At 60.7% G+C, this 23,918-nt stretch carries 20 protein-coding genes; 11 read left to right on the top strand and 9 right to left on the bottom strand.

Annotation, left to right across the window (positions count from 1 at the left end):
• Window positions 1-79: 79 nt before the first annotated feature.
• Window positions 80-568, top strand: coding sequence for an Lrp/AsnC family transcriptional regulator (locus tag H663_RS24645; RefSeq protein ID WP_053171679.1), 489 nt, complete (start codon window positions 80-82; stop codon window positions 566-568).
• Between the two features lie 1,185 nt (window positions 569-1,753).
• Here H663_RS24645 and H663_RS24640 read toward each other — a convergent pair.
• Window positions 1,754-1,966, bottom strand: coding sequence for a hypothetical protein (locus H663_RS24640; protein ID WP_053171219.1), 213 nt, complete (start codon window positions 1,964-1,966; stop codon window positions 1,754-1,756).
• The gene (locus tag H663_RS24635) at window positions 1,953-2,204 is read right to left on the bottom strand and encodes a type II toxin-antitoxin system prevent-host-death family antitoxin (RefSeq protein ID WP_053171222.1); all 252 of its coding nucleotides are present in this window, start codon (window positions 2,202-2,204) and stop codon (window positions 1,953-1,955) included. The genes H663_RS24640 and H663_RS24635 overlap by 14 nt, the downstream gene beginning before the upstream one ends.
• Before the next feature lie 284 nt (window positions 2,205-2,488).
• On the opposite strand from H663_RS24635, the gene H663_RS24630 reads away from it, so the two are divergent.
• The 3 genes from H663_RS24630 to H663_RS24620 all read left to right on the top strand — a co-directional run bounded on the left by H663_RS24630 (window position 2,489) and on the right by H663_RS24620 (window position 6,581).
• A complete protein-coding gene (locus H663_RS24630; protein WP_205872677.1) occupies window positions 2,489-4,357 on the top strand; it encodes a bifunctional metallophosphatase/5'-nucleotidase in 1,869 nt (622 codons plus the stop codon).
• A gap of 254 nt (window positions 4,358-4,611) precedes the next feature.
• Window positions 4,612-5,748: a formate-dependent phosphoribosylglycinamide formyltransferase gene (gene purT, locus H663_RS24625; protein WP_053171225.1), complete on the top strand. Its 1,137-nt coding sequence runs from the start codon at window positions 4,612-4,614 to the stop codon at window positions 5,746-5,748.
• A 20-nt stretch (window positions 5,749-5,768) separates the two neighbouring features.
• Window positions 5,769-6,581, top strand: a complete 813-nt coding sequence (locus tag H663_RS24620; RefSeq protein WP_053171227.1) for an SDR family oxidoreductase — start codon at window positions 5,769-5,771, stop codon at window positions 6,579-6,581.
• A gap of 35 nt (window positions 6,582-6,616) precedes the next feature.
• On the opposite strand, the gene glmU is transcribed toward H663_RS24620, so the two are convergent.
• Window positions 6,617-8,026: a bifunctional UDP-N-acetylglucosamine diphosphorylase/glucosamine-1-phosphate N-acetyltransferase GlmU gene (gene glmU, locus H663_RS24615; RefSeq protein WP_053171230.1), complete on the bottom strand. Its 1,410-nt coding sequence runs from the start codon at window positions 8,024-8,026 to the stop codon at window positions 6,617-6,619.
• A 202-nt stretch (window positions 8,027-8,228) separates the two neighbouring features.
• Here glmU and H663_RS24610 point away from each other — a divergent pair, with 202 nt between their 5' ends.
• Window positions 8,229-9,077, top strand: coding sequence for a DUF6279 family lipoprotein (locus H663_RS24610; protein WP_053171683.1), 849 nt, complete (start codon window positions 8,229-8,231; stop codon window positions 9,075-9,077).
• A gap of 511 nt (window positions 9,078-9,588) precedes the next feature.
• On the opposite strand, the gene H663_RS24605 is transcribed toward H663_RS24610, so the two are convergent.
• From H663_RS24605 to H663_RS24595, 3 genes are all read right to left on the bottom strand, one after another.
• Window positions 9,589-10,590, bottom strand: coding sequence for an MBL fold metallo-hydrolase (locus H663_RS24605; protein WP_053171233.1), 1,002 nt, complete (start codon window positions 10,588-10,590; stop codon window positions 9,589-9,591).
• 303 nt (window positions 10,591-10,893) lie between these two features.
• A complete protein-coding gene (locus tag H663_RS24600) occupies window positions 10,894-11,523 on the bottom strand; it encodes a TetR/AcrR family transcriptional regulator (RefSeq protein WP_053171685.1) in 630 nt (209 codons plus the stop codon).
• Window positions 11,524-11,590: 67 nt separating this feature from the next.
• Entirely contained in the window at window positions 11,591-12,061 is a 471-nt protein-coding gene (locus H663_RS24595; protein ID WP_133239964.1) for a DUF2917 domain-containing protein, read from the bottom strand.
• Window positions 12,062-12,213: 152 nt separating this feature from the next.
• Between H663_RS24595 and H663_RS24590 the strand changes: the two genes are divergently transcribed.
• Window positions 12,214-13,233, top strand: a complete 1,020-nt coding sequence (locus tag H663_RS24590; RefSeq protein WP_053171239.1) for a LysR substrate-binding domain-containing protein — start codon at window positions 12,214-12,216, stop codon at window positions 13,231-13,233.
• Window positions 13,234-13,902: 669 nt separating this feature from the next.
• Here the strand turns inward: H663_RS24590 and H663_RS24585 are convergent.
• Window positions 13,903-14,487, bottom strand: coding sequence for a 5-formyltetrahydrofolate cyclo-ligase (locus H663_RS24585; protein WP_053171242.1), 585 nt, complete (start codon window positions 14,485-14,487; stop codon window positions 13,903-13,905).
• Between the two features lie 9 nt (window positions 14,488-14,496).
• On the opposite strand from H663_RS24585, the gene H663_RS24580 reads away from it, so the two are divergent.
• Window positions 14,497-16,491 carry a lytic transglycosylase domain-containing protein gene (locus tag H663_RS24580; RefSeq protein WP_053171245.1) on the top strand — a complete coding sequence of 665 codons (1,995 nt, stop codon included), beginning with the start codon at window positions 14,497-14,499 and terminating at the stop codon, window positions 16,489-16,491.
• A gap of 79 nt (window positions 16,492-16,570) precedes the next feature.
• The gene (locus H663_RS24575) at window positions 16,571-17,044 is read left to right on the top strand and encodes a DUF3717 domain-containing protein (protein ID WP_053171248.1); all 474 of its coding nucleotides are present in this window, start codon (window positions 16,571-16,573) and stop codon (window positions 17,042-17,044) included.
• Between the two features lie 297 nt (window positions 17,045-17,341).
• Here H663_RS24575 and H663_RS24570 read toward each other — a convergent pair whose 3' ends face one another.
• Entirely contained in the window at window positions 17,342-17,671 is a 330-nt protein-coding gene (locus H663_RS24570) for a polyhydroxyalkanoic acid system family protein (protein WP_053171251.1), read from the bottom strand.
• Window positions 17,659-19,710 carry a molybdopterin-containing oxidoreductase family protein gene (locus tag H663_RS24565; protein WP_053171254.1) on the bottom strand — a complete coding sequence of 684 codons (2,052 nt, stop codon included), beginning with the start codon at window positions 19,708-19,710 and terminating at the stop codon, window positions 17,659-17,661. The genes H663_RS24570 and H663_RS24565 overlap by 13 nt, the downstream gene beginning before the upstream one ends.
• A gap of 275 nt (window positions 19,711-19,985) precedes the next feature.
• Here H663_RS24565 and H663_RS24560 point away from each other — a divergent pair, with 275 nt between their 5' ends.
• Genes H663_RS24560 through H663_RS24550 form a run of 3 tightly spaced genes read left to right on the top strand, consistent with a single transcriptional unit; the run spans window position 19,986 to window position 23,256 of the window.
• Window positions 19,986-21,197 carry a M20 aminoacylase family protein gene (locus H663_RS24560; RefSeq protein ID WP_053171257.1) on the top strand — a complete coding sequence of 404 codons (1,212 nt, stop codon included), beginning with the start codon at window positions 19,986-19,988 and terminating at the stop codon, window positions 21,195-21,197.
• Between the two features lie 13 nt (window positions 21,198-21,210).
• Window positions 21,211-22,296, top strand: coding sequence for a M14 family metallopeptidase (locus tag H663_RS24555; RefSeq protein WP_053171260.1), 1,086 nt, complete (start codon window positions 21,211-21,213; stop codon window positions 22,294-22,296).
• Window positions 22,297-23,256 (top strand): complex I NDUFA9 subunit family protein, encoded by a 960-nt coding sequence (locus H663_RS24550; RefSeq protein ID WP_053171263.1) that lies wholly within the window; start codon window positions 22,297-22,299, stop codon window positions 23,254-23,256. It abuts the gene before it with no gap.
• Window positions 23,257-23,918: the final 662 nt, after the last annotated feature.

The following is a 23,918-nucleotide window of genomic DNA, read 5'->3' as shown; positions in this document are numbered from 1 at the left end:
TTAAGAAATCATGAAGCCCGTCATGGCGAGCGAAGCGTGGCAATCCAGTACAGCGCAAGCATCACCACAAAGGAGCCCCATGAACCACGAAGAACTCGATGCCATTGACCTGCAACTGCTGGACAGCCTGCAGCGCGACGCCAGCCTGAGCAATGTGGCGCTGGCCGACAAAGTGAATGTCTCGCCCCCCACCTGCCTGCGCCGCGTCAAGCGGCTGGTCGAGGGCGGCTGGGTCGAGCGGCAGGTGGCCGTGCTCAGTGCAGACAGACTCGCCGTCACACTGGGCCATGGTCTCACAGCGCTGGTCGAGGTGTCACTCGACAGGCAGGGCAGTGAGCAGCTGGACGCCTTTGAAGCCCGTGCCGTGGCGCACGATGCGGTGCAGCAGTGCTGGCGCGTGTCGCCCGGCCCCGACTTCATGCTGGTGGTGCAGGCGCGCGACATGCCGCACTACCTGGTCATCAGCCAGGCGCTGTTCACGCAGGACGCCAATGTGCGCAATGTGAAGGCCTTTTTTTCGACCAAACGGGCCAAGTTCACCACCACCTTGCCGGTGCTGCCCTATTGATCCGGCACGCTGAAGTTTGAAATGTGTGAGTCATGTCATCTCGTCGGTCGTTACTCGCAGAGTCCGACATGATGGGTTTCGGCACAGGATCACGTCGGGGTCTTCGACCGCCGACCTACAACAATGTGTGAGGCATGTCTTCTCGTAGGTCGGCACTCGCAGAGTCCGACGTTATGGGTTTTGGCACAGGCCCCTGTCGGGGTCTTCGACCGCCGACCTACAACAATGTGTGAGGCATGTCATCTTGTAGGTCGGCACTCGCAGAGTCCGACATGATGGGTTTCGGCACAGGCTAACGTCGGGGTCTTCGACCGCCGACCTACAACAATGTGTGAGGCATGTCATCTTGTAGGTCGGCACTCGCAGAGTCCGACATGATGGGTTTCGGCACAGGCTAACGTCGGGGTCTTCGACCGCCGACCTACAACAATGTGTGAGGCATGTCATCTCGTAGGTCGGTACTCGCAGAGTCCGACGTTATGGGTTTTGGCACAGGCCCCTGTCGGGGTCTTCGACCGCCGACCTACAACAATGTGTGAGGCATGTCATCTTGTAGGTCGGCACTCGCAGAGTCCGACATGATGGGTTTCGGCACAGGCTAACGTCGGGGTCTTCGACCGCCGACCTACAACAATGTGTGAGGCATGTCATCTCGTAGGTCGGTATTCGCAGAGTCCGACATGATGGGTTTCGGCACAGGCTCACGTCGGGGTCTTCGACCGCCGACCTACAACAATGTGTGAGGCATGTCATCTCGTAGGTCGGCACTCGCAGAGTCCGACATGATGGGTTTCGGCACAGGCTCACGTCGGGGTCTTCGACCGCCGACCTACAACAATGTGTGAGGCATGTCATCTCGTAGGTCGGTACTCGCAGAGTCCGACATGATGGGTTTCGGCACAGGCTCACGTCGGGGTCTTCGACCGCCGACCTACAACAATGTGTGAGGCATGTCATCTCGTAGGTCGGCACTCGCAGAGTCCGACATGATGGGTTTCGGCACAGGCTCACGTCGGGGTCTTCGACCGCCGACCTACAACAATGTGTGAGGCATGTCATCTTGTAGGTCGGCACTCGCAGAGTCCGACATGATGGATTTCGGCACAGGCTCACGTCGGGGTCTTCGACCGCCGACCTACAACAGCTTTGAGCATTGAAAACTTCACAAGGCCGAGTCAATAGAAGTCATTGACCCAAGGCCCGCAGCGCCTCGTGAACCGAGACCACGCGCAGCCCTGGCACCTCAGGCGCTTGCAGCAAGGCCTTAAAGGCGACTTGGGCAAACACCAGCCGGTGCTGCGCCAATGCCCACTGCACCAGTTTGGCGGGAGCGCCTTGCGAAGACAGCGCGGCGCTGATCAGGTTGTTGGTGTCGATGACCCGCTTAAGACTCGTCACTCAGCAAGTCGTCCAGCAACTCAGGGGTCAAGCCCGCCTGCTCGGCTTGGGCTGCCGTTTCTGTCAGGGTGTGCTGCAAACGGTTGGCGTAAAACTCACGCATGGCTTCGTAGTCTTTGGCAGACACCATCACGCCAACGACACGGTCACGGCGCATCACACGCACGGGTTCACGTTGGGCCACATCGATGAAATGCCCGAATTGGGTTTTAGCTTCGTTGGCAGAAAAGGTTTGCATGGCAATTTAGCACCCAAAGACTGAATCGTTCGATTCGATGGATGAGGTTCATGTCTGGATCAGTGAGGTTTGGGCGGAATGCTGGCCGTTGACATGCACCGTCTGACAGCTCTTTGAAGCTTCCTTCGTCATCTGTGCTGCATTTCTGGATTTATCAATGATGAATATTTAATTGATATTTACACTTTGAAAGCAAATATTGACACAAAAAATTCATATAAATCACCCGAAACCTTAATCAGCAACAACTCCAATCAATGGTTAACCCCTTACTGGAGAACCAAGTGTTTCGAAGAATCAATGTCATCAAGTCAACCCGAAATGTCCTGCTCACAGGCTTGGTGGCGGCGCTCAGCGCATGCGGTGGCGACGGTGGCGACCCTCTGTCGGTCACCTTGCTGCACATGAACGACCACCATTCGCATCTGGATGCCGAGACCACCACGCTGAAGCTGCCGGATGCCAGCGGTGCGACTCAATCCGTGACCTTGCCGCTGGGCGGCTTTGCACGGGTGGCAGCCGCCATCCAAGAAGAAGCAGCCGGCAGCAAAAATGTGCTCAAGCTCCATGCAGGCGACGCCTTGACGGGCGACCTGTACTTCACCCAAAGCGACGGCGAAGCTGATGCAGTGGCCATGAATACCGTGTGCTTTGATGCCATGGCCATCGGCAACCATGAGTTCGACAGCGGTGATTCGGGCTTGGCGAAGTTCATCAACTTCCTGCACAAAGACCCCGCAAAGTGCAAAACACCTGTCATTGCAGCCAACATCAAAACCGCCAGCAGCTCGCCGATTGCCGGCAAATTTAGCCCTTTCACCCTCGTGGAGCGCGGCGGTCAAAAAATCGGCATTGTCGGCATCACCATTGCCAACAAGACAAAAAATGCCTCTCGTCCTGATGCCACCACGGTGATTGCAGACGAAGTCACCAGTGCACAACAAACCATCGACGCACTGCGCCTTCAGGGCGTCAACAAAATCATCCTCCTGAGCCACGCAGGTTATGAAATGGATGTGAAAACCCTGGCACCCAAACTCGACGGTGTCGATGTCATCGTGGGCGGCGATTCGCACAGCCTGCTCGGCCCCGACACATTGAAAGCTGTCGGTCTGACACCTGAAGGCCCCTACGCCACGCAACTGCAAGACAAAAGTGGCCAAAAGGTCTGCATCGTGCAAGCCTGGCAATACAGCTATGCCATTGGCAAACTCAATGTTGACTTCGACAAATACGGCAACGTCAGCGCTTGCAATGGTCAGCCCATGATCTTGGTGAGTGACAGCTACAAAGACAGCAAAACCGGAACGTCGGCCGCCAGCAGCACCGCAGATGCGGCGGCTTACACGGCAGCTCTCAAACAGGTGGGCGCATTCCGCTTCACCACGCCGTTGGCCGCCACAACAACAGCACTCAAGCCATTCAGTGACGCCAAAACTGCACTGGGTGCCGTCAAAGTTGGCTCGGCCAATGACAACCTGTGCCTGAGACGAGTGCCAGGCATTGGTGCCAAGAGCGACACCACCCGTTCCAAACTGGGTGACGTTTGCAACAAGGATGCCACCGTCGTGAGCCAAGGCGGCAATATCCAGCAACTGGTCGCGCAAGCTTTCCTGGATCAAGGCCAACGCTTTGGCGGCGCAGATCTGTCGCTGCAAAACGGTGGGGGCGTGCGCATCGACATCGCCAAAGGTGATATCACCGTTGGCAAGGTCTATGAATTGCTGCCCTTCAAGAACGTGTTGGTTCGCATCAGCATGACCGGTCAACAGGTCAAGGACTCACTGGAAGACGGCGTGGACTCCATGCTCGGCAACAACGGCGGCACAGGTTCTGGCGCCTACCCCTACACCGCAGGTTTGCGCTTTGATGTGGACATCACCAAAGCCAAGGGCTCTCGCATCAGCAACCTTGAAATTTACAAAAACAGTGCTTGGGCCAACTTTGACCTGGCCGGCACGTACAAGGTCGTGACGAACGACTTCACCGCAGGCGGTGGCGACAATTACCTGACCCTCAAAGGGATTGACAAGAGCCTCAAGGAAAACACCTTCCTGGACTACGCTGACTCCTTCTTGGCGTATGTCAAGGCCAAAATCACCCTCGACAAGCCCGCCGTCTCCACCTATAGCACAAAAACCTATAAAGAATGACGTTCCACACAGCGCCCCAAGGCGCTGTGACTGACGCGAAAACCAAGCCCGCCACCAGCGGGCTTTTTCACATGCAAGTTCTGGATAAGCGTCAGCCAGATCGACAAACTCCGTGTTGCAGACTGCAATGTCGCCCTCCATGCAAGGCTCAGCACGCGTGCAACAATAGTCCCCGGACCGTGCTGGTGCCCGTGCAGAACAAGCCACGACCGCACAATCAACCCCAGATTTTTCAATCTCCAAGGTATTTCCCCATGAAAAAGATCCTGCTTTTGGGCTCCGGTGAACTCGGCAAGGAATTCGTCATCAGCGCCAAGCGCCTGGGCTGCTACGTGATCGCTTGCGACAGCTATGCGGGCGCGCCCGCCATGCAGGTGGCTGACGAGTTTTGCGTGTTCAGCATGCTCGATGAGACCCCGCTGCGCGCGGCGATTGCCAAGTACCAGCCTGATTTGATCGTCCCCGAGATCGAGGCCATCCGCACCGAGGTGCTGCTCGACGTGGAAAAGCAAGGCTTTGAAGTCATCCCCAGCGCCCGCGCCGCCAACTTGACCATGAACCGAGACCGCATCCGCGATGTGGCCGTGGGCCTGGGTGTGCGCACCGCGAAGTTCAGCTACGCCGACTCGGCCGCCGAACTGCTGGCCAAAGCCACCGACATTGGCTTCCCGGTCGTCATCAAGCCGGTGATGAGTTCATCGGGCAAGGGCCAAAGCGTGGCCAAGACGGCTGCCGATGTGCAAGCCAGTTGGGACTATGCCTGCGCGGGCATGCGCGGCGACCGACAGAAGGTCATCGTCGAAGAGTTCATCCACTTTGAATACGAAATCACCCTGCTCACCGTGCGCCAGCGCAAAGGCCCCACGCTGTTTTGCCCGCCGATTGGCCATGTGCAAGAGCGCGGTGATTACCAGTACAGCTGGCAGCCGCAGGGCATGAAGCCCGAACACCTGAGCGCGGCCCAGCAGATGGCCGAGAAGGTCACGACCGACTTGGGCGGTGCGGGCCTCTTTGGCGTGGAGTTTTTCGTGACCAAGGACGAAGTGATCTTCAGCGAGTTGAGCCCCCGCCCGCACGACACCGGCATGGTGACGCTGATCAGCCAGAACCTGAGCGAGTTTGACCTGCACGCCCGCGCCGTGTTGGGCCTGCCGATCCCAAGCATCGAGTGCAGCGAAGGTGCCAGCGCCGTGGTGCTGGCCGACAAGGAGGGCAGCGCCCCCACCTACACCGGCGTGGAAGCGGCCCTGAGCGAGCCGGGCGTGGATGTGCGCATCTTTGGCAAGCCCAGCACCCGGCCTTACCGCCGCATGGCGGTAGCGCTGGCCAAAGGCCTGGGAGCCCTGCAACGCGCACGCGAAGCAGCCGCCAAAATCAAAGTGGTGGTCTGATCCAGCAAAAGGAGCACAACATGCAAGTGATCATCATCACCGGGGCCTCTGAAGGCATTGGGGCCGAAATGGCCACACAGTTGGCCCAAACAAAAGGTGCCGCCGTGGCGCTGGTGCTGGCAGCGCGCCAGGTGGTCAAGCTCGAAGCGGTGGCTGCCGCCTGCCTCCCCCATGGAACGCAAGTGCTGTGCGTGCCCACCGATGTCAGCGTGCGCGCAGACTGCGAAGCCCTGATCGCCCGGACCCTGCAGCACTTTGGCCGGATCGACACGCTGATCAACAACGCCGGGGTGTCTGCACATGCCTTGCTGCAAGAGGTGCAGGCCGAGCACCTGGACTGGTACGAAGACCTGATGCGTGTGAACCTGTGGGGCACCATTTGGTGCACCCATGCAGCGCTGCCGCACCTCAAAGCCTCACGCGGCCGAATCGTGGCGGTCTCGTCGCTGGCGGGCTTGGTGGGCGTGCCCGGTCGCACGGCTTACTGCACCAGCAAATTTGCGATGAATGGCTTCATGGAAGCGCTGCGCACCGAATTGCAGGGCGATGGGGTGTCAGTGACGATGGCCTACCCCGGGGTAGTGGACACCGACATCCGCCGCCGCGGCTTCAATGCGCTGGGCCAGCCTGCAGGCTCCAGCGGCCTGAGCGAAGACAAGGCCATGCCCGTTGACGTGTGCGTGCGCAAGATCTTGCAGGGCACCGAGCAACGCCAGCGCGATGTGCTCATGAGCCCGACCGGGTATTTGAGCCGCTGGCTCAAGCTGATCGCCCCGAATTGGGTCGATCGCATGGCTTGGGCGGCTCTGAAAAAGTCCGATCACCAAAGCTGAACTGGCCAATGAACGCGCCGCTGAGCGGGCAAGATTCAGGCCTTGGGTTTTTTCTGGGGCCGGGTCCAGTTGGCGATGCTGACTTGCTTGCCCCGGGCCACACTCAATGCCCCGGGTTCGGTGCTTTTGGTGATGGTCGAGCCGCCGCCCACGGTGCCGCCTGCGCCAATCGTCACGGGTGCCACCAGCACGCAGTTGCTGCCAATGTGCACATCGGCCTCGATCACGGTGCGGTGCTTGTTGGCCCCGTCGTAATTGGCGGTGATGCTGCCCGCGCCGTAGTTGACACGCTCGCCCACGGTGGCGTCGCCCAAATAGGCCAGGTGGTTGGCCTTGGCACCCTTGGCCAGGGTGGAATTTTTGACTTCGACAAAGTTGCCGATGTGCACCTCGGCCCCCAGCTGCGCACCGGGGCGCAGGCGGGCAAAGGGGCCAATCAGCGCGCCCTCGCCCACCGTCACGCCCAGCTTTTCGCCGTCGATGTGGGTGAAGGGGTGGATCACGGCACCCGCTTCAATGGTGCAGTTGGCAATCACGCAATTTGCGCCAATCTTCACGCCTTCGCCCAAAGACACCTGGCCTTCAAAAATGCAGTTCACGTCGATCTCGACGTCTTGCGCGCAGACCAGTTGGCCACGCAGGTCAAAGCGGGCGGGGTCTTTCAGGCGCACGCCTTGCTCCATGAATTGGATGGCTTGGCGGTGTTGGTGGGCGCACTCCAGCTCGGCCAGTTGCACCGGACTGTTGACGCCCGCCACTTGCAAGGCGTCATTGATCTTGTGCGCCACCACGGGCAAACCGTCGGCCACAGCCAGCTTGACCACGTCGGTGAGGTAGTACTCGCCTTGGGCGTTCTGGTTGCCGATGCGGCCCAGCCACCCTTTGAGCAGGCGGGCAGGTACGGCCATGATGCCGCTGTACACCTCTTGGATTTGGCGCTGCGCGTCGCTCGCGTCTTTGTGCTCAACGATGGCGTTGACAGCATCGCCCTCGCGCAAGATGCGGCCGTAGCCCGTGGGGTCGGCCATGTCGAGGGTGAGCAGCGCCAGACGCTGGCCGTCGCACTGGCCAATCAGCGCTTGCAAGGTGTCCGCCTGGGTCAGGGGCACGTCGCCAGACAAAATCACAACGACTCCATCGTCGCCCAACACGGGCACCGCTTGCTGCACGGCGTGACCGGTGCCCAATTGCGGCTCTTGGCGCACGCATTGCACCGCCAGCGCTTGCCCTGGGGCCAACAAAACCGGCTCCACCTGATCGGCCCCGTGCCCGGTGATGACCACGGCCGAGCGTGCGTTCAGCTGCGCAGCGGTGTTCAACACATGCTGCACCAGCGGCACACCCGCCAGGCGATGCAGCACTTTGGGCAAGCGGCTTTTCATGCGGGTGCCTTTGCCAGCGGCCATCACCACAACATCCACGGGCAATTGATTGTTTTCGTTCATGAACTTCTTTCGCAAGGGAGCCCGACAGCCAGGCCCGGACAATGGAATCAGGAGATTATCGTCACTGCGAAGCTGTGGTCACGCCATGGACCCGATATTCGACCCGTTTCAGGCTATTGCGCTTGTTGCGGTCACAATGGCTGCCTTGCACCGAGCGCTCCCCGGTTTCTGCCCGGTTCAATTTGTCAATGAAAGGCCGCCCATGAAGCGATGCTTGCTGGTGATTTTGGTTCTGTCATGGTTGCAAGGGTGCAGCAGCTTCAAGCTGGGATACCCGCAACTGCCCACCCTCGGGTATTGGTGGCTCGACAGCGCCTTATCGTTCACAGACGAGCAATCCCTGCGCGCCAAGGAGGCCCTGCAAAACACCCACCGCTGGCACCGCTACCAGGAACTGCCCACGTATCTGGACCTGCTCGAGCGCACCACAGCCCTGAGCCAGAGCCCCGTGCAAGCCAGTCAGGTCTGCAGCGTCTGGGTTGAAGTGCAAAACAAGATGGACCGCACGCTGCGCACCAGCATCACCCAAGCCGCGCCAGTGGTCATGGCTTTGGGGCCACGCCAATGGAGTCACCTGGCCCGGCACTGGGAGGTGAAAAACGAAGACTGGGAAAAAGAATGGCTCCAAGGCACGCCCGATGAACGGCTGGAGCGCCGCCTGGAAAAAAGCCTGGACCGCTACAGCGGGTTTTACGGCGAGCTGAGCCCCCAACAAATCACCCTGATCAAAGCACAAGTCGCGCAGTCGGCGTGGAACCCCCATTGGGGCAGACAAGACCGATTGCGCCGCCAGGACGACTTGCTCAGCGCCTTGCGACAAGCCCGGCAAAGCGGCTCGGTTGCGCAAGTCGAGGCCTCGCTCTATGCCGTCTGGCAGCGATGGTTGACGCCGCCCGACGAAGCCGGACGCATGATGGTGCAAAAAATGACGCAGCAAGCCTGCGACAACCTGGCCCAGTTGCACAACACCACCACCCCAGAGCAGCGCCTGCGCGCCAGCCGCAGATTGCGCGCCTACGAGCGCGACCTGCGTGATTTGATCAAGCCCTGAAGTGCGCCAACGTCGGATTCTTCGAGTGCCGACCTGCGGGTAAAGCTGTCCGGGGCAAGCGGCATTTTGTAGGTCGGTGGTCGAAGACCCCAACAACTGCATGCGAGGCAATGTGCTGCACGACGAGGCTACCGGCTTGCCAACAACGTCGGACTCTTCGAGTGCCGACCTACGGGTAAAGCAGTCAGCGGCAAGCGGCATTTTGTAGGTCGGTGGTCGAAGACCCCGACAACTGCATGCGAGACAATGTGCTGCACGACGAGGCTACCGGCTTGCCAACAACGTCGGACTCTTCGAGTGCCGACCTACGGGTGAAGCAGTCAGCGGCAAGCGGCATTTTGTAGGTCGGTGGTCGAAGACCCCGACAACTGCATGCGAGACAATGTGCTGCACGACGAGGCTACCGGCTTGCCAACAGCGTCGGACTCTTCGAGTGCCGACCTACGGGTAAAGCAGTCAGCGGCAAGCGGCATTTTGTAGGTCGGTGGTCGAAGACCCCGACATAGCGGCTTCAGCTTTGCAGCGCTTTCCACATTTCCATGTCGCGCTCGGCGGTCCAGATGCGGGGGTTCTTGATGCCGCTGGCCTCGTCATAAGCGCGGGTCACGTCAAAGGGCAGGCAGTGCTCGTAAATGAACACATGGCCAAACACCGGGTCCATGCTCTTGCGGGTGTGGGCCATGGCGGCTTTGAGGTCCATATTGCCCGCAACAGCCTCCTTGCCCGCCTGGAACAAAGTCGTCACCCAGCGCTGGGTGTAGTCCAGCGCCTTGTTCACGTTGTCATTGCCCTTCATGGCTTCGCCGCGGCCTGGCACGATGAATTCGGCGTTCAGGTCGCGCAGGGCTTCGAGCGTGGCAGGCCACTCTTCAAGCTGCGCGTCGCCCGTGTAGACGCCGGCTTCGTACTCGACCAGATCGCCCGAGAACAGCACTTTTTCTTCTTCCACCCAGGCAATCGTGTCGCCACGGGTGTGGCCAGGGCCCGGATGCCAGATTTGCACCACCACACCGCCCAGGTTGATGCTGAGTTTGCCGGGCACTTCACCTTTTGTGGGGTTGCCGCCGCCGACCACCATGGTGGGCCAGGTCAGACCCGGGATGCTGTCGGCACCGCTGAACAGGCGCGGAAAGCGCTCCATCTCGCTTTTCATGTCTTGCGCGCCACGCTCTTTGATGAGGTCCAGGGTGCCTTCGCTGGCAATGATCTCGGTCGCGCCTTCGGCGGCGTAGGCGTAGGCGCCCAGCACGCGCACCGCGTGGTAGTGGGTCAGCAGCACATATTTGATGGGCAGGTCGCTGACGGTGCGGATTTTTTTGATGAGATCTTGCGCCATGGCGGGCGTCGCCGTGGCGTCACTGACCATGATGAAGCGGTCACCGATGATGACGCCCGAGTTGGGGTCGCCTTCGGCGGTGTAGGCCCAGCAGTGCTGGCTGAGTTGCTCGAAAGTGATTTTCTTTTCGGTCAGGTCGGCCTGGCTGGCGAAGGCTTTGGTGGGGGCGCTGGACATGGAAATTTCTCCGGTCAATGAATGGGATGAATTTTACCTAAACGAAATGCGTTACGGATAGTTGAATTTTTACAAACCCAAAATTCACCCCGTTGGCAACTGTGCATGTGTTTATGTAGATCATTTCAGGTTCGACATTGTGGGCTTCGGTGCAAACTCATGTCGGGGCTGAAGCCGCCGACCTACTTGGGCCCGCGGCTTCCTGTCGGTAGCTTCGGCTCCGACGTTGCTGGCTTCGTCGCAAGTCCATGTCGGGGCTGAAGCCGCCGACCTACAAAACTCCAAAGGTCTCGGCCTACACAGTCAACCCAAGCCTTTTTCGAGCATGGAGATCACCTCATCAGCAAAGTCCGCATAGCTGATCGGCCCACCCGGGCGCAGCCAGGTGAAGGTCCAGTTGATCATGCCCAGCAGCATCATGGTCAGGGCGGTCTGGTTGGTGGGGGTCAGGCGCTCGGGGTAGGCGCGCTTCAAAAAGCGGGTCATGGCGGCCACGATGTCGCGCTGACGGTTCAGGATCAGGTCGCGCGGTGACCCGTTGCTGGCGGGCAAGGCCGGGTCGGGCACATCGCTCAAAAATTGTGTGTCGTTGAGCAGTGCCGCGTGCCGGGTGGCGGAGGTTTCATATTCCTGCAAAAAAGCCCGCACCAACTCGTGCAGCGCAGCCCGGTCGTCTAGGTTCTTGCGCTGGGCGGTGGCTTCGGTCTGCGCAATCAGCGCCAGCAGGCGCTGGGTGTGGCGGTCCAGCAGGTCAAACAAGATGGCCTCTTTGCTCTCGTAATAGTGGTACAGCCGCGCCTTGGAGGTGCCGCAGGCCGCAGCAATCTCGTTCATGCTGGTGGCAGGGTAGCTGCTCTGGGCAAAGCATTGGGCGGCGATGTCGAGGATCGCGTCGCGTTTGATGTCGTGGGTTGCTGATTTGGGTCGGGCCATGGCGGCATTTTGCCAGCCATGGCCCACGGCTTCTTTCTGATCAGACCCTCAAGCTTGCCCAAGGCGCTCACACAGGCATGTCGCTGACCTGCCGCCCTGGCAAGCGTGCATGCCACAGGGCACGCGCCAGACTGCCGGTGGCCAGGCCGACCTGAGCCCAGGCCTGCACCCACTGCCGCGCCAACTCGGGCACGCTGGCCTTGGGGCTGTGGTGCTGCACCAAACCGGGTGGCATTTCGCGCCAGTCAAAACGCAAGGCTTCGTGGGTGTGGCGCGACTGCAAGACCAAATGGGTCCCGGCCACGACATCCATGATTTGTCCCGCTTGCAAAAAATGGTCGCCATCGGATTGCCGCCAGTGTCCCATCGGTTTTCCTGTCGTGATCCATGCGCTACCCTGAACAATCAACAATTGGCTTTTTTTGCGTGGCAAGAGACTCATGGCACGCTCGGGGGCCAGATGCCAAGTGCCTGCCCAGCGGACAGTTTTCAGTTTTTGACAGTCTTGCAAAGAACCGCACACATTGGTTTCGGACATCTCGATCTCCTGGCTTCCATCGGCACCGACAACATCGTCGGTACAGCCATGATGCAAGCCAAAGCATTCACCGTCCAATGAATATACTCACTCAAATTGATGCATTAAACGCATTAATTGAAAAACCAGTCACCCGAATCATTGCCCACACCATGCCGCCCTCCTCCACCCCTGCTTTCGCCCCCTCGGCCCGCACTCGCCCCATTTCGATGAGTTACCTGCGGGCGTTCGATGCTGTCGCCAGGCACCTGAACTTCCGGGTGGCAGCAGAGGAAATGGCCCTGACCCAAAGCGCGGTCAGTCGCCAGATTCAGGCGCTGGAACACGAAGTCGGCACGACGCTGTTTTTGCGGCACACCCGCTCGGTAGAGTTAACCAGTGCGGGCAGCGTGCTGCACCGATCGGCGAGCACAACACTGGAGCGCATTGACTCAGCGGTACGACAAATCCGCCAGAGCACCGGACGCCAAAGCGTGTCCATCACCACCTGGGCCTCATTTGCAAGCATGTGGTTGATTCCCCGGCTCGAAGCCTTTCAGCGCGAATACCCGGACATCGACATCCGCATCGACGCCACCGATGCGGTGATCGACATGAACAACACCGATGTGGATCTGGCTTTGCGCTATGCCAACCCCAGCCAAATCGGCAGCTCCGCTGAGCGCCTGTTTGGTGAGCATCTGACCGTGGTCGCCAGCCCATGGCTGTTGAAATCACAGCCCATCCGCAACGTGGCTGATTTGATGCGCTGCACACTGATCGAGTCAGGTTATGCCTACCGCAACCAACACATGGAATGGCTGAGCTGGCAGCGCTGGCTGGACACCTTCAGCACCCAAGCTGCAGGCAAAACAGCCGCCCCCTCCCCTGCGCGCTGGTTGTATTTCAACTACGCCCACCAGATCGTCCAGGCTGCGCTCACCGGCCAGGGCGTGGCGCTGGCACGTCAGCCCCTTGTGGCAGAAAGCCTGGCCAATGGCGACTTGGTGGAAGTGCTGCCAGAGATGCGGCTGAGTTCACCACTGGCTTATTGGCTGATGGTGTCACCCCGCAGCAAGTTGCGGCCCGAAGTGCGTGCTTTTTGCGACTGGCTGCGCCAGCAGGCAGACAACACCCGATTGGCCACTGGCGATGTGCCTGACCCGCAGACGCTGGCCGCGCCTGATGATTGATTCCGCCCTGTGAAGTATTCAATGCTCAAAGATGTTGCAGGTCGGCGGTCAAAGACCCCGACGTGGGCCTTTGCCCAGACCCATCACGTCGGACTCTGCGAGTGCCGACCTACGAGATCAATGCTCAATGATGCTGTAGGTCGGCGGTCGAAGACCCCGACATGGGCCTTTGCCCAAACCAATAACGTCGGACTCTGCGAGTGCCGACCTGCGAAATGACATGCCTCAAAGATGTTGTAGGTCGGCGGTCGAAGACCCCGACATGGGCCGGTGCCGAAACCAATAACGTCGGACTCTGCGAGTACCGACCTGCGAAATGACATGCATCACAGATGCTGTAGGTCGGCGGTCGAAGACCCCGACGTGGGCCTTTGCCGAAACCAACAATGTCGGACTCTGCGAGTACCGACCTACGAGGTGACATGCCTCAAAGATGTTGCAGGTCGGCGGTCGAAGACCCCGACGTGGGCCTTTGCCGAAACCAACAATGTCGGACTCTGCGAGTGCCGACCTACGAAATGACATGCCTCAAAGATGTTGTAGGTCGGCGGTCGAAGACCCCGACATGGGCCGGTGCCGAAACCAATAACGTCGGACTCTGAGAGTGCCGACCTGCGAGATGGCACTTCTTACACATTTCAAACTTCAGCGTGCCGGAACAATCACCCGTCAAACCGGCCAGACCACGCCGTTGTCGTTCAGGATGGCGTCCAGCGGCTCATCGTGGTCTTCGGGCTCCAGATCGTCCACAAAGCCCTGGGTGTAGCCCAGGCCCACGGTGAAGGGTTTGGGTTGCAAGCTGGCCAGCGTGCGGTCGTAAAAACCGCCGCCATAGCCCACACGGTAGCCACCAATGCCATAACCCACGCAGGGCACAAACAGCAAGGTGGGCACGATGACTTCGGTGTCTTTGGGCTTGGGGATGCCGTAGGCGTCTTCTTCCATGGGGCAGCCGGGGTACCAAGTGTGGAAAGTCAGGGTTTTGTGCTGCTTGTTGATGACGGGCAAGCCAATTTGGCGACGCTGGGGTTCGCCGTGCAGTTCGCCGTCTTCTTTCCAGCGGTGCAATGCGGGCAGCGGGTCGAACTCGCCTTTGATGGGCCAATACGCGCCAATCACGGTGTCCGGGCGGTCAAACAGCCAGATGCGCATGACGCGCTGCAAGGCCTCGGCCCGCTCCAGACGGTCCGGCAGATTCAACCGTTCTTCAATCAAGGCCTTTCGCAAGGCTTTCTTGGCTTGTGCTTTGTCCATAATCAACCCATGCCTTATTCAATCAAACTACTGACGCCGATTCTGACACTGCTGAGTGCACTGACCATGACAGGTCTGACCAGTTTTGCTGCAAAAGCGCAAAACAAGGGCGATGACCTGATGCTGGAAATGCACCAGGCTTCACGCAAAAACGACAAAACCCGCCTGGCGGCGCTGCTGCCGCAGGTGCGCGGCCATGTGCTGGAGCCGCTGGCCGCTTACTGGGAACTGCGCGCACGGCTGGACACTGCGCCCGACTCCGAGATCCGCAGTTTTTTCAGCGCCTACGCGGGCAGCTACTACGAAGACCGGCTGCGCAACGACTGGCTGCTGCAATTGGGCAAGCGCCGCGACTGGGCCACGTTCACCGCCGAATACCCACGTTACCGCATGCGCGATGACCGCGAGGTGCGCTGCTACGCGCTGGCCACCGAGGCCATGAACAGCAAGGCCAATGTGGCCGAAGAGGCCAAACGCCTGTGGTACGCCCTGCGCGAGGCCGATGATGGCTGCACCTATGTGGCCGACCATTTGCATTCAGGCAAACAGATCAACGGCCTGGATTTGTGGCGCAAGGCCCGCATCGCGATGGACGCCAACCGCCCCAGACCAGCCAAAGACGCGGTGGACATCGAAGCCCCGCGGCTGTCCGAGCAAGTGACCTTGATCCATGCTGACCCGGCCAAGTACCTGGACAAACGCATCATCGCCATCACCCGAAATCGCAAGGAACTGGCCGTTTTGGCCCTGATCCGCCTGGCCGCCAGCAACCCGGACGAGGCGGCCGAGCGCCTGGACAAGCACTGGGACCTGATGCTGAGCGCCGAAGAACGCCACTGGACATGGGGCGTGATTGGCAAGCAAGCCGCTCAAAAACTGCAGGGCAACGCTGCCGCCTACTTTGCCAAAGTGCAAAAAGACAGTGACCTGAACGACGATCTGCTGGGCTGGAAAGTGCGCGCTGCCTTGCGCCAGGGCCAATGGCGGCAAGTGCTGAGCGCCACACAAGCCATGAGCCCCGAATCGCAAAAAGACCCCACTTGGGTGTATTGGCGCGCCCGCGCCCTGCTGGCCTCGCCCGCCAGCGATGCCGCGCAAAAACAGGAAGCGCACAACCTGCTGCGCAACATCGCCAGCGTGCGGGGCTTTTATGAGCAGCTGGCTTTGGAAGACCTGGGCCAGCCCATCACCGTGCCCGAGCGCCCCGCCCCTCCATCGCCTCAGGAAAAGGCCTCAGCCCTGAACAACCCCGGCCTGCAACGCGCCCTGTACGCCATCAGCATAGGCCTGCGCCCCGAAGGCAACCGCGAGTGGAACTACAGCACCAACTTGCACACGCCAGGCGGCATGAACGACCGCGATCTGCTGGCTGCGGCCGATCTGGCCTGCCAGCGCCAGGTGTGGGACCGCTGCATCAACACCAGCGATCGCACCAAGGACCTCATCGACTTTGAACAACGCTTTCCGATGCCTCTGCGCGAGATCGTGGTGCGCCGGGCCGAGCAAATCAAACTCGACCCGGCCTATGTCTATGGCCTGATCCGGCAAGAAAGCCGCTTCATCACCGACGCCCGCTCGCATGTGGGTGCCTCGGGCCTGATGCAGGTCATGCCCGCCACCGCCAAATGGACCGCCAAAAAAATCGGCCTGACCAACTTCACCCCCGACCAGATCAACGACCGCGAGGTGAATGTGGCCATTGGCACCGGCTACCTCAAGCTCGTGCTGGACGACTTTGAAGGCTCCATGCCCATGGCCGCTGCCGCCTACAACGCAGGCCCCGGCCGTCCACGCAACTGGCGCAATGGCCCGGTGCTCGAAGCGGCCATCTGGGCCGAGAACATCCCCTTCCATGAGACGCGTGATTACGTGAAAAAAGTGCTGTCCAACACCACCAACTACGCGGCCATCCTGACGCGCCAACCCCAATCTCTCAAAGCACGCCTGGGGCAAGTCGGGCCACGCAACAGCCAAACGGTCGAAGTCAACCCCGACTTGCCCTGACCTTTAGGTTGGGCGCTGTCCGGACCACCGACAGCGCCCTGGCAAAGGGCTATCATCGCCGTCCTACATCCGAGACAACATGGCTGGAATCCACATCACCGACATTGAAGCTGCCATCAACCACTGGCGGGCCAAGAACCCTTCACCCGACGGCGTATTGCTGCCGCCTGAGCTGCGTGCGCTGGCCGAGGTGTATGGCGCCATGGTCTACTTCAAGCAGGACTTTGCCGACGAGTTCACGCTGCCGCTAGAAGCCGCCGAAGCCTGGCAGGACTGGTACGCCAGCACCCCGGACACGCCCTGCATCGCCATTTGTTCGACCAGCCAGGGCGATGAAACCTGCAAGGGCTGTGGCCGCAGTTTTGAAGAAGTGCAGCTGTGGACAGAGATGACGCCCGGCGAAAAACGCACGGTCTGGCACCGCATCACGGCCGAGGGCACGTCCTGGCGCTTCAACCGCTACGCCGAACGCGCCGCCGAAGACCGCCAATGGGCCAAGCAGGCGGCCGAGGCACAAATTCCGCTGAGCCTGTTCGTCAAGCCGTCGGCGTAAACAGCACCGGGGCCATCAGCAGGGCAGGTGCTTGCAACAGGTCGGCTTCGCAGGTCGGCAGCTTCAGCTCCAACAATGTCAGCTCCGGCACAGGCCGCATGTCGGGGCTGAAGCCACCGACCTACAAAAACCATCAGCACCTCCCCGTAGGTCGGCAGCTTCAGCTCCGACATGATGGGCTTCGGCACGGGCACATGTCGGGGCTGAAGCCACCGACCTACAACAAATCAAAAGGTATTTTTGTAGGAGATGGCCCTGCAAGCGATCACTCGCAAACCGCATGCGCCTGCATCGCCTTCAAGCTTGCGCAGGCCCCAGCAACTCGTCCAGATTGGCGTTGATTTTTTGGGCAATGCGTTCGCTGTAGGCCCCCAGCAAAAAACCCAGCTTCAGCTGCAGGTCAAAGCGGCTGGCGGTCACAGTGAGTTGGCCACTGACGCCGCTGCGGGCAAAGCGCATCTGGTCTTGCGGCTCCACTGCACAGCCATCGACAGACGCCGCTTCGCCCGTCCCGTGTTCACACACCATGCCCCATTCCTGCTCGGCCTGTTCGCGCCAGCGCTGGGCCACGGCCCGCGCACCCGCCAGGCCCAGCGTGTGGGCGCGTTCAATCTTCAATTCGGGCATGTCGCCACCTCTACCAGACAGTCATAAAACACCGGTGCACGCCCCAAATCGGTCAAATGCTGGCTGGTCAACTCGTTCACGTTGGTGCCGTTCAGCCCCAACTTGCGCCACCAGATGCCCAGGCCATTGACCACGCCGGGCCGTGCACGCTGGTTCACCCGCGCTTTGCAGTGGTAGGTACCCCGGTCGTTGAACACACGCACCACCGCGCCATCGGCAATACCCCGCTGGGCAGCATCCTCGGGATGCATCTCCAGCACCGGCTCGGCTTCGATGTCGCGCAGGCTTTGCACGTTGACAAAGGTCGAATTGAGGAAGTTGCGCGCAGGCGGCGAGATCATGGCCAGCGGGTAGCGGCCGCCGGGTGTGGCCAGCTCATAGTTGGGCAAGTGGTCGGGCAGGCCATCGAGGCCTTGGTCGGCCAGGCGCTGGCTGAAAAATTCGCAGCGGCCCGAGGGTGTGGGAAAGCCGCCTTGGGCAAAAGGCGCGTCCGGTACGGGCAAAGAGGCAAAGCCGTGGGCCAGCAGCTGTTCATAATCATCCGCATCGCCGATGGCGCTGCGGCACAGGCTCTCATCGCTCTCGGCGAAACACGGGTCGTCAAACCCCATGCGTGCAGCCAGCGCCCGGAAGATGTCGGTGTTGGTGCGTGCACCGCCCACGGGCGCAATGGCCGGGCGGTTCAGCAGCACGTCGGTGTGACCGTAGCTGGTGTGGATGTCCCAGTGCTCCAGCTGCGTGGTGGCGGGCAGGATGAAGTCGGCGTAGTCGGCCGTGTCGGTCTGAAAATGTTCCAGCACCACGGTGAACAGGTCTTCTCGGCCAAAGCCCTGCACCACTTTGCCCGACTCGGGGGCCACGGCCACCGGGTTGCTGTTGTAAACAATCAGCGCCTCGATCTGCGGGCCAAACGTGGGCGAAGCCGGACGAAGCAAGTCGTCGCCAATGGTGCTCATGTTGATGGTGCGCGGACGCCGCTCGCCCATCAAATCGGGCCGCTGCAAAGCCGCCCGCCGCACCGGGAAATGCCCCGAACTGCTGAGCAACAAACCACCCGCCCGGTGCCGCCAAGCGCCCGTGAGCGCTGGCAGGCAAGCAATCGCCCGCACCGCATTGCCACCGCCGCGCACGCGCTGCATGCCGTAGTTCAGGCGAATGGCTGCTGGCTGAGTGGTGCCCCAGTCGCGGGCCAGTTGGCGAATTTGTTCAACCGGCACGCCGCAGACTTCGGCCGCGCGCTCGGGGGACCACTGCAAAGCGCGGGCCTTCAGGGCGTCCCAGCCCAGGGTGTAGCGGTCGATGTAATCTTGGTCCAACCAAGCATTGACGATCAGCTCGTGCATGACAGCCAGCGCCAGCGCGGCGTCGGTGCCAGGGCGCAGGGCAATGTGTTCATGGCATTTTTCGGCCGTTTCGCTGCGCCGGGGGTCGATGCACACCAGCTTGGCCCCGTTGCGCTTGGCCGCTTGGGCGATGCGCCAAAAGTGCAGGTTGCTGCCAATCGAGTTGCTGCCCCAAATCACGATGAGCTTGGATTCGGCAAAAAACTCCACCTTCATGCCGACCTTGTTGCCCAAGGTCTGCGTCAAGGCTTCGGCCCCGGCCGAGGCGCAAATGGTGCGGTCCAAGAGCGACGCGCCCAATTGGTGGAAAAACCGCGCCGCAATCGACTCGCTTTGCACCAGGCCCATGGTGCCCGCGTAGCTGTAGGGCAGAACGGCCTGCGGGTCGCGGGCAGCGATGGTTTGCAGGCGGGCGGCAATCGCCTCCAGGGCTTCGTCCCAGCCCACAGGCTCAAACTGGCCCGATCCCTTGGGGCCGACACGCTTGAGCGGCTGCAAAAGTCGCTCGGGGTGGTAAGTGCGCTCGGTGTAGCGCGCCACTTTGGTACACAGCACGCCGTCGGTCAGGGCGTGGGCCGGGTTGCCCTGCACTTTGGTCGCACGGCCGTTTTCTACCGTGGTCAACAAGGCGCAGGTATCGGGGCAATCGTGCGGACAAGCGCCGCGCACGGTGATGGAGGTGTCGGTGGTGGTCATGTGGCAAAGCTGAAGCTGGAAGCGAGATTGTCGGGTATCCGCTGTGGTGCCGACCTTCAAAAGACCTTCCCTCGCAGGTCGCAAGCTTCAGCTCCGACATTGTTCGCTTCGGCTAAGGCCCCATGTCGGGGCTGAAGCCGCCGACCTACAAATACTGTGTCCCCTGTAGCCACCACTTCGCAAGCGAATGATCACGGGAAAACCCTGATACTCGATGTCCCCCAAGCGCACAGGGGTGATGGCGTGGCTCAGGAAGTCCCGCTAGACTGTTCAGCATGAAAATCATCGACTCCATCCTCACCGACGCGGCCAGCATCGCGGCCATTCGCAAAGACATCCACGCCCACCCCGAGTTGTGCTTTCAAGAAGTGCGCACGGCCGATGTGGTGGCCAAGCAGTTGACCGACTGGGGCATCCCCATCCACCGCGGCATGGGCACCACGGGGGTGGTGGGCATCGTGCACGGGCGTGACGGCGGCGCTTGCGGGCGCGGCATTGGCCTGCGCGCCGACATCGACGCCCTGCCCATGCAGGAGTTCAACACCTTCGCCCACGCCAGCAAACACCAAGGCAAGATGCACGCCTGCGGCCACGACGGACACACCGCCATGCTGCTGGCAGCGGCCAAACACTTTGCCAAGCACCGCGACTTTGACGGCACGGTGTATTTGATCTTCCAGCCGGCCGAAGAAGGCGGCGGCGGCGCACGCGAGATGATCAAAGACGGTCTGTTCGACAAGTTCCCCATGCAGGCCGTGTTCGGCATGCACAACTGGCCCGGCGCCCCGGTGGGCACCTTCGCGGTGAGCGCTGGCCCCGTGATGGCGTCCAGCAACGAGTTCAAGATCACCATCCGCGGCAAAGGCAGCCATGCTGCGCTGCCCCACAACGGCATCGACCCGGTGCCAATTGCCTGCCAAATGGTGCAAGGTTTCCAGACCATCATCACCCGCAACAAAAAACCGGTAGACGCGGGTGTGATCTCGGTCACCATGATCCATGCGGGTGAAGCCACCAACGTGGTGCCCGATTTTTGCGAATTGCAGGGCACCGTGCGCACCTTCAGCATCGAAGTGCTCGACCTGATCGAGACCCGCATGAAGCTGGTGGCCGAGTCGATCTGCACTGCTTTTGGTGCGCAATGCGAATTCGAGTTCGAACGCAACTACCCGCCCACCATCAACAGCCCCGCCGAGGCCGACTTTGCCCGCCAGGTGATGGGCGGCATCGTGGGGGCCGAGCAAGTGCTGCACCAAGAACCCACCATGGGCGCAGAAGACTTCTCGTACATGCTGCAGGCCAAGCCGGGGGCTTATGTGTTCATCAGCAACGGCGACGGCGCGCACCGCGAGATGGGCCACGGCGGCGGCCCTTGCACCTTGCACAACCCGAGCTACGACTTCAACGACGACCTGATCCCATTGGGCGGCACTTACTGGGTCGAGCTCGCCACGCAATGGCTGGCCAATCCAACACAAAACGTTTGAGTAAAAAATCCGCATGACCGATATCCAAACCGGCTTTTCTAAAAGCTATGCCGAAGCTCGTCAGAAGTTCCTGAACGCCGCAAATGCTGCGGGTTTGACCATTGATTCCAACATCCACCCCTTGAAGGGCCGCGATGGCGAAGAGCTGGCCATGGACGTGGTGCTCGACGGCGCGCCTGATGCGAAGCAGCTGCTGGTCATCAGCAGCGCCTGCCACGGGGTTGAGGGCTACTGCGGCTCGGGCGTGCAAATCCACGCGCTGCAAAACACCGCCTGGCGTGCAGCTGCCAAGGCCAACGGCGTGGCCGTGCTCTACATCCATGCGCTCAACCCCCACGGGTTTTCGCATGTGCGGCGCGTGACCCACGAAAACGTGGACATCAACCGCAACTTCCAGGACTTTTCAAAACCCCTGCCGACCAACGAGGCTTACCAGGAAATCCACGCCCTGTTGCTGCCCGAAGTCTGGCCGCCCGACGCCGCCAATGCGGCAGCCACCGCCCAGTACATCGCCGAGCGCAGCATGAAAGTCTTTCAGGCCGCCGTCACCAAAGGCCAGCACGACTTTCCGGACGGACTGTTCTTTGGTGGCCAGGCCCCCACCTGGAGCAACCTCACCTTGCGCCAAGTGCTGCAAAAGTACGGCCAACGCTGCCAGAAAATGGCCTGGATTGACCTGCACACGGGCCTTGGCCCCAGCGGTGTAGGCGAGCGCATTTTTGCCTGCGCCGACGACGCAGCGGCCTACACCCGTGCCAAAGCCTGGTGGGGCCAGGGCATCACCTCCATCTATGACGGTTCGTCCAGCTCGGCCTTCCTCACGGGCCTGATGTGGATGTCGGCCTACCAGGAATGCCCGCAAGCCGAGTACACCGGCATTGCGATGGAATACGGCACGCAAACCCAAAACCAGGTCATCGGTGCCCTGCGCGGCGACCATTGGCTGCACCTGCACCCCGAAGCCCCCGAGGCCCTGAAAAAGCAGATCAAGCAAGACCTGATGGATGCGTTTTACGTGGACACTGACGCATGGCGCACCCAGATCGTGGACCAGGCCATGGACGCCATGCACCAAGCCGTGACAGGCCTCAACAGTTAAATGACTCAACCACGCATTCTGGTTCTGGGCGGCACCGGCTTTGTAGGCGGCCATGTGTGCGAGCAGTTGGCCCGTCTGGGCTGGCAAATCACTGTTGCCACGCGACGCGCTGTGAATGCATCCCATGTGCAAACCCTGCCCGGCCTCACAGTGATCGAAGCCTCCGTGCACAGTGAAGCCGATCTGGCTCGGCTCATGCCCGGGCACGATGCCGTGGTCAATCTGGTGGCGGTGCTGCACGGTAACGAAGACCGCTTTGAACAAGTGCATGTCACCCTGCCCGGCAAGATCGCGGACGCCATGAACAAATCGGGCGTGCAGCGGCTGGTGCATGTGAGTGCGCTGGGTGCAGATGCCCAAGGTCCGTCGATGTATCAACGCAGCAAGGCCCGCGGCGAAACCGTGCTGCACAACGCAGGCCTGCAACTCACGGTGCTGCGCCCGAGCGTGATCTTTGGTGCCGAAGACAAATTCCTCAATCTGTTTGCCGACCTGCAATCCATCGTGCCTTTCATGCCGCTGGCAGGCAGCAAAACCCGTTTCCAACCCGTGTGGGTGGCCGATGTGGCCAGCGCCGTGGTGGCCTGCCTGCAAAAGCCGGACACCATCGGACAGACCTACGAGCTGTGCGGCCCCGACGTGCTGACCCTGGGCGAGCTGGTGCATCGCGCTGGCCAGTGGGCCGGGGTGAACCACGGCCGAGGCCGCCCGGTGATCGGACTGCCCATGTGGATGGGCTGGCTGCAGGCCCTGGTCATGGAAATGGCCCCGGGCGAGCCCTTGATGAGCCGGGACAATCTGGCATCCATGAAAGTGGACAACATCGCCACAGGCCAGCACCCGGGCCTGTCCGCGCTGGGCATCGCGCCTGCATCTGCAGCGGGCGTGGCCCCAAGCTACCTGGGCCACCGCGGCCCACGCAGCCGCATGAACGGCTGGCGCAAGACCGCAGGCCGCTGAACACGTCGGCACTCGCCAAGCCGATACCCCCCCATCACGTCCACTGCGCGCAAGGACCAACAGGCCCTTGGTCCTCATCGCCGGAGGCTTCAACCTCTAAAGGCGGCCCTGTCAAGTTTGCAGGGCCCTTCTCCTGTGGGAGCGGTGCCCACGTTGCGATCACCCCCTCGCAGACCAGCCCCCACCGCCCAGACGGCTTCGCTCCCACACATATCAAGGCGCTTTCCACCTTTGCCAAGCGCCTGATGATCGTTTCTGACTGCAACGTGTCGGCTCAATAGATCCGAGCATTGACCTGCACATCTCTCAAGAAATCCCATCGGTGCCTTCACCGGCTCAGACATCGCTCCGATGGCCTCACCAAGCATCCACGAGCCCCATCACCCGAGTGACAAGTCTGGTGATTTGACTCAGCACTCAAGGCTTTGGAACGATAAAAGAATATTTAAGATATTTTTGAAATGAAAAACGTTTCGAACGTTAATATTGTTTAAGTTGTTTTACGCGTTTTAAATTGTATGATTTGCGCGCTTTAGTTTTCATTTTTTGTTGACGACGTATCTGGTCAAACAAAAAACCTACTGAAACCCATGCATCGGCCTTGGTCGATGCCTCCTCACACAGAAAACCTCAGACATCGTGGTCATTCACGAATTTGTCTT

Source organism: Limnohabitans planktonicus II-D5 (assembly GCF_001270065.2).
Classification (GTDB): Bacteria; Pseudomonadota; Gammaproteobacteria; order Burkholderiales; family Burkholderiaceae_C; genus Limnohabitans_A; species Limnohabitans_A planktonicus.
Note: the sequence above shows the minus strand (reverse complement) of the source record. Positions and strands in the feature narration are given on the sequence as shown.

Excerpts from the sequence above, each read along its gene's own strand:
- purT (WP_053171225.1), top strand. The coding sequence starts at position 4,612 with ATGAAAAAGATCCTGCTTTTGGGCTCCGGTGAACTCGGCAAGGAATTC.
- H663_RS24590 (WP_053171239.1), top strand. The coding sequence starts at position 12,214 with ATGCCGCCCTCCTCCACCCCTGCTTTCGCCCCCTCGGCCCGCACTCGC.
- H663_RS24635 (WP_053171222.1), bottom strand. The coding sequence starts at position 2,204 with ATGCAAACCTTTTCTGCCAACGAAGCTAAAACCCAATTCGGGCATTTC.
- H663_RS24610 (WP_053171683.1), top strand. The coding sequence starts at position 8,229 with ATGAAGCGATGCTTGCTGGTGATTTTGGTTCTGTCATGGTTGCAAGGG.
- glmU (WP_053171230.1), bottom strand. The coding sequence starts at position 8,026 with ATGAACGAAAACAATCAATTGCCCGTGGATGTTGTGGTGATGGCCGCT.
- H663_RS24550 (WP_053171263.1), top strand. The coding sequence starts at position 22,297 with ATGACTCAACCACGCATTCTGGTTCTGGGCGGCACCGGCTTTGTAGGC.
- H663_RS24620 (WP_053171227.1), top strand. The coding sequence starts at position 5,769 with ATGCAAGTGATCATCATCACCGGGGCCTCTGAAGGCATTGGGGCCGAA.
- H663_RS24600 (WP_053171685.1), bottom strand. The coding sequence starts at position 11,523 with ATGGCCCGACCCAAATCAGCAACCCACGACATCAAACGCGACGCGATC.
- H663_RS24560 (WP_053171257.1), top strand. The coding sequence starts at position 19,986 with ATGAAAATCATCGACTCCATCCTCACCGACGCGGCCAGCATCGCGGCC.
- H663_RS24605 (WP_053171233.1), bottom strand. The coding sequence starts at position 10,590 with ATGTCCAGCGCCCCCACCAAAGCCTTCGCCAGCCAGGCCGACCTGACC.
- H663_RS24565 (WP_053171254.1), bottom strand. The coding sequence starts at position 19,710 with ATGACCACCACCGACACCTCCATCACCGTGCGCGGCGCTTGTCCGCAC.
- H663_RS24555 (WP_053171260.1), top strand. The coding sequence starts at position 21,211 with ATGACCGATATCCAAACCGGCTTTTCTAAAAGCTATGCCGAAGCTCGT.
- H663_RS24595 (WP_133239964.1), bottom strand. The coding sequence starts at position 12,061 with ATGTCCGAAACCAATGTGTGCGGTTCTTTGCAAGACTGTCAAAAACTG.
- H663_RS24585 (WP_053171242.1), bottom strand. The coding sequence starts at position 14,487 with ATGGACAAAGCACAAGCCAAGAAAGCCTTGCGAAAGGCCTTGATTGAA.
- H663_RS24570 (WP_053171251.1), bottom strand. The coding sequence starts at position 17,671 with ATGCCCGAATTGAAGATTGAACGCGCCCACACGCTGGGCCTGGCGGGT.
- H663_RS24575 (WP_053171248.1), top strand. The coding sequence starts at position 16,571 with ATGGCTGGAATCCACATCACCGACATTGAAGCTGCCATCAACCACTGG.
- H663_RS24645 (WP_053171679.1), top strand. The coding sequence starts at position 80 with ATGAACCACGAAGAACTCGATGCCATTGACCTGCAACTGCTGGACAGC.
- H663_RS24580 (WP_053171245.1), top strand. The coding sequence starts at position 14,497 with ATGCCTTATTCAATCAAACTACTGACGCCGATTCTGACACTGCTGAGT.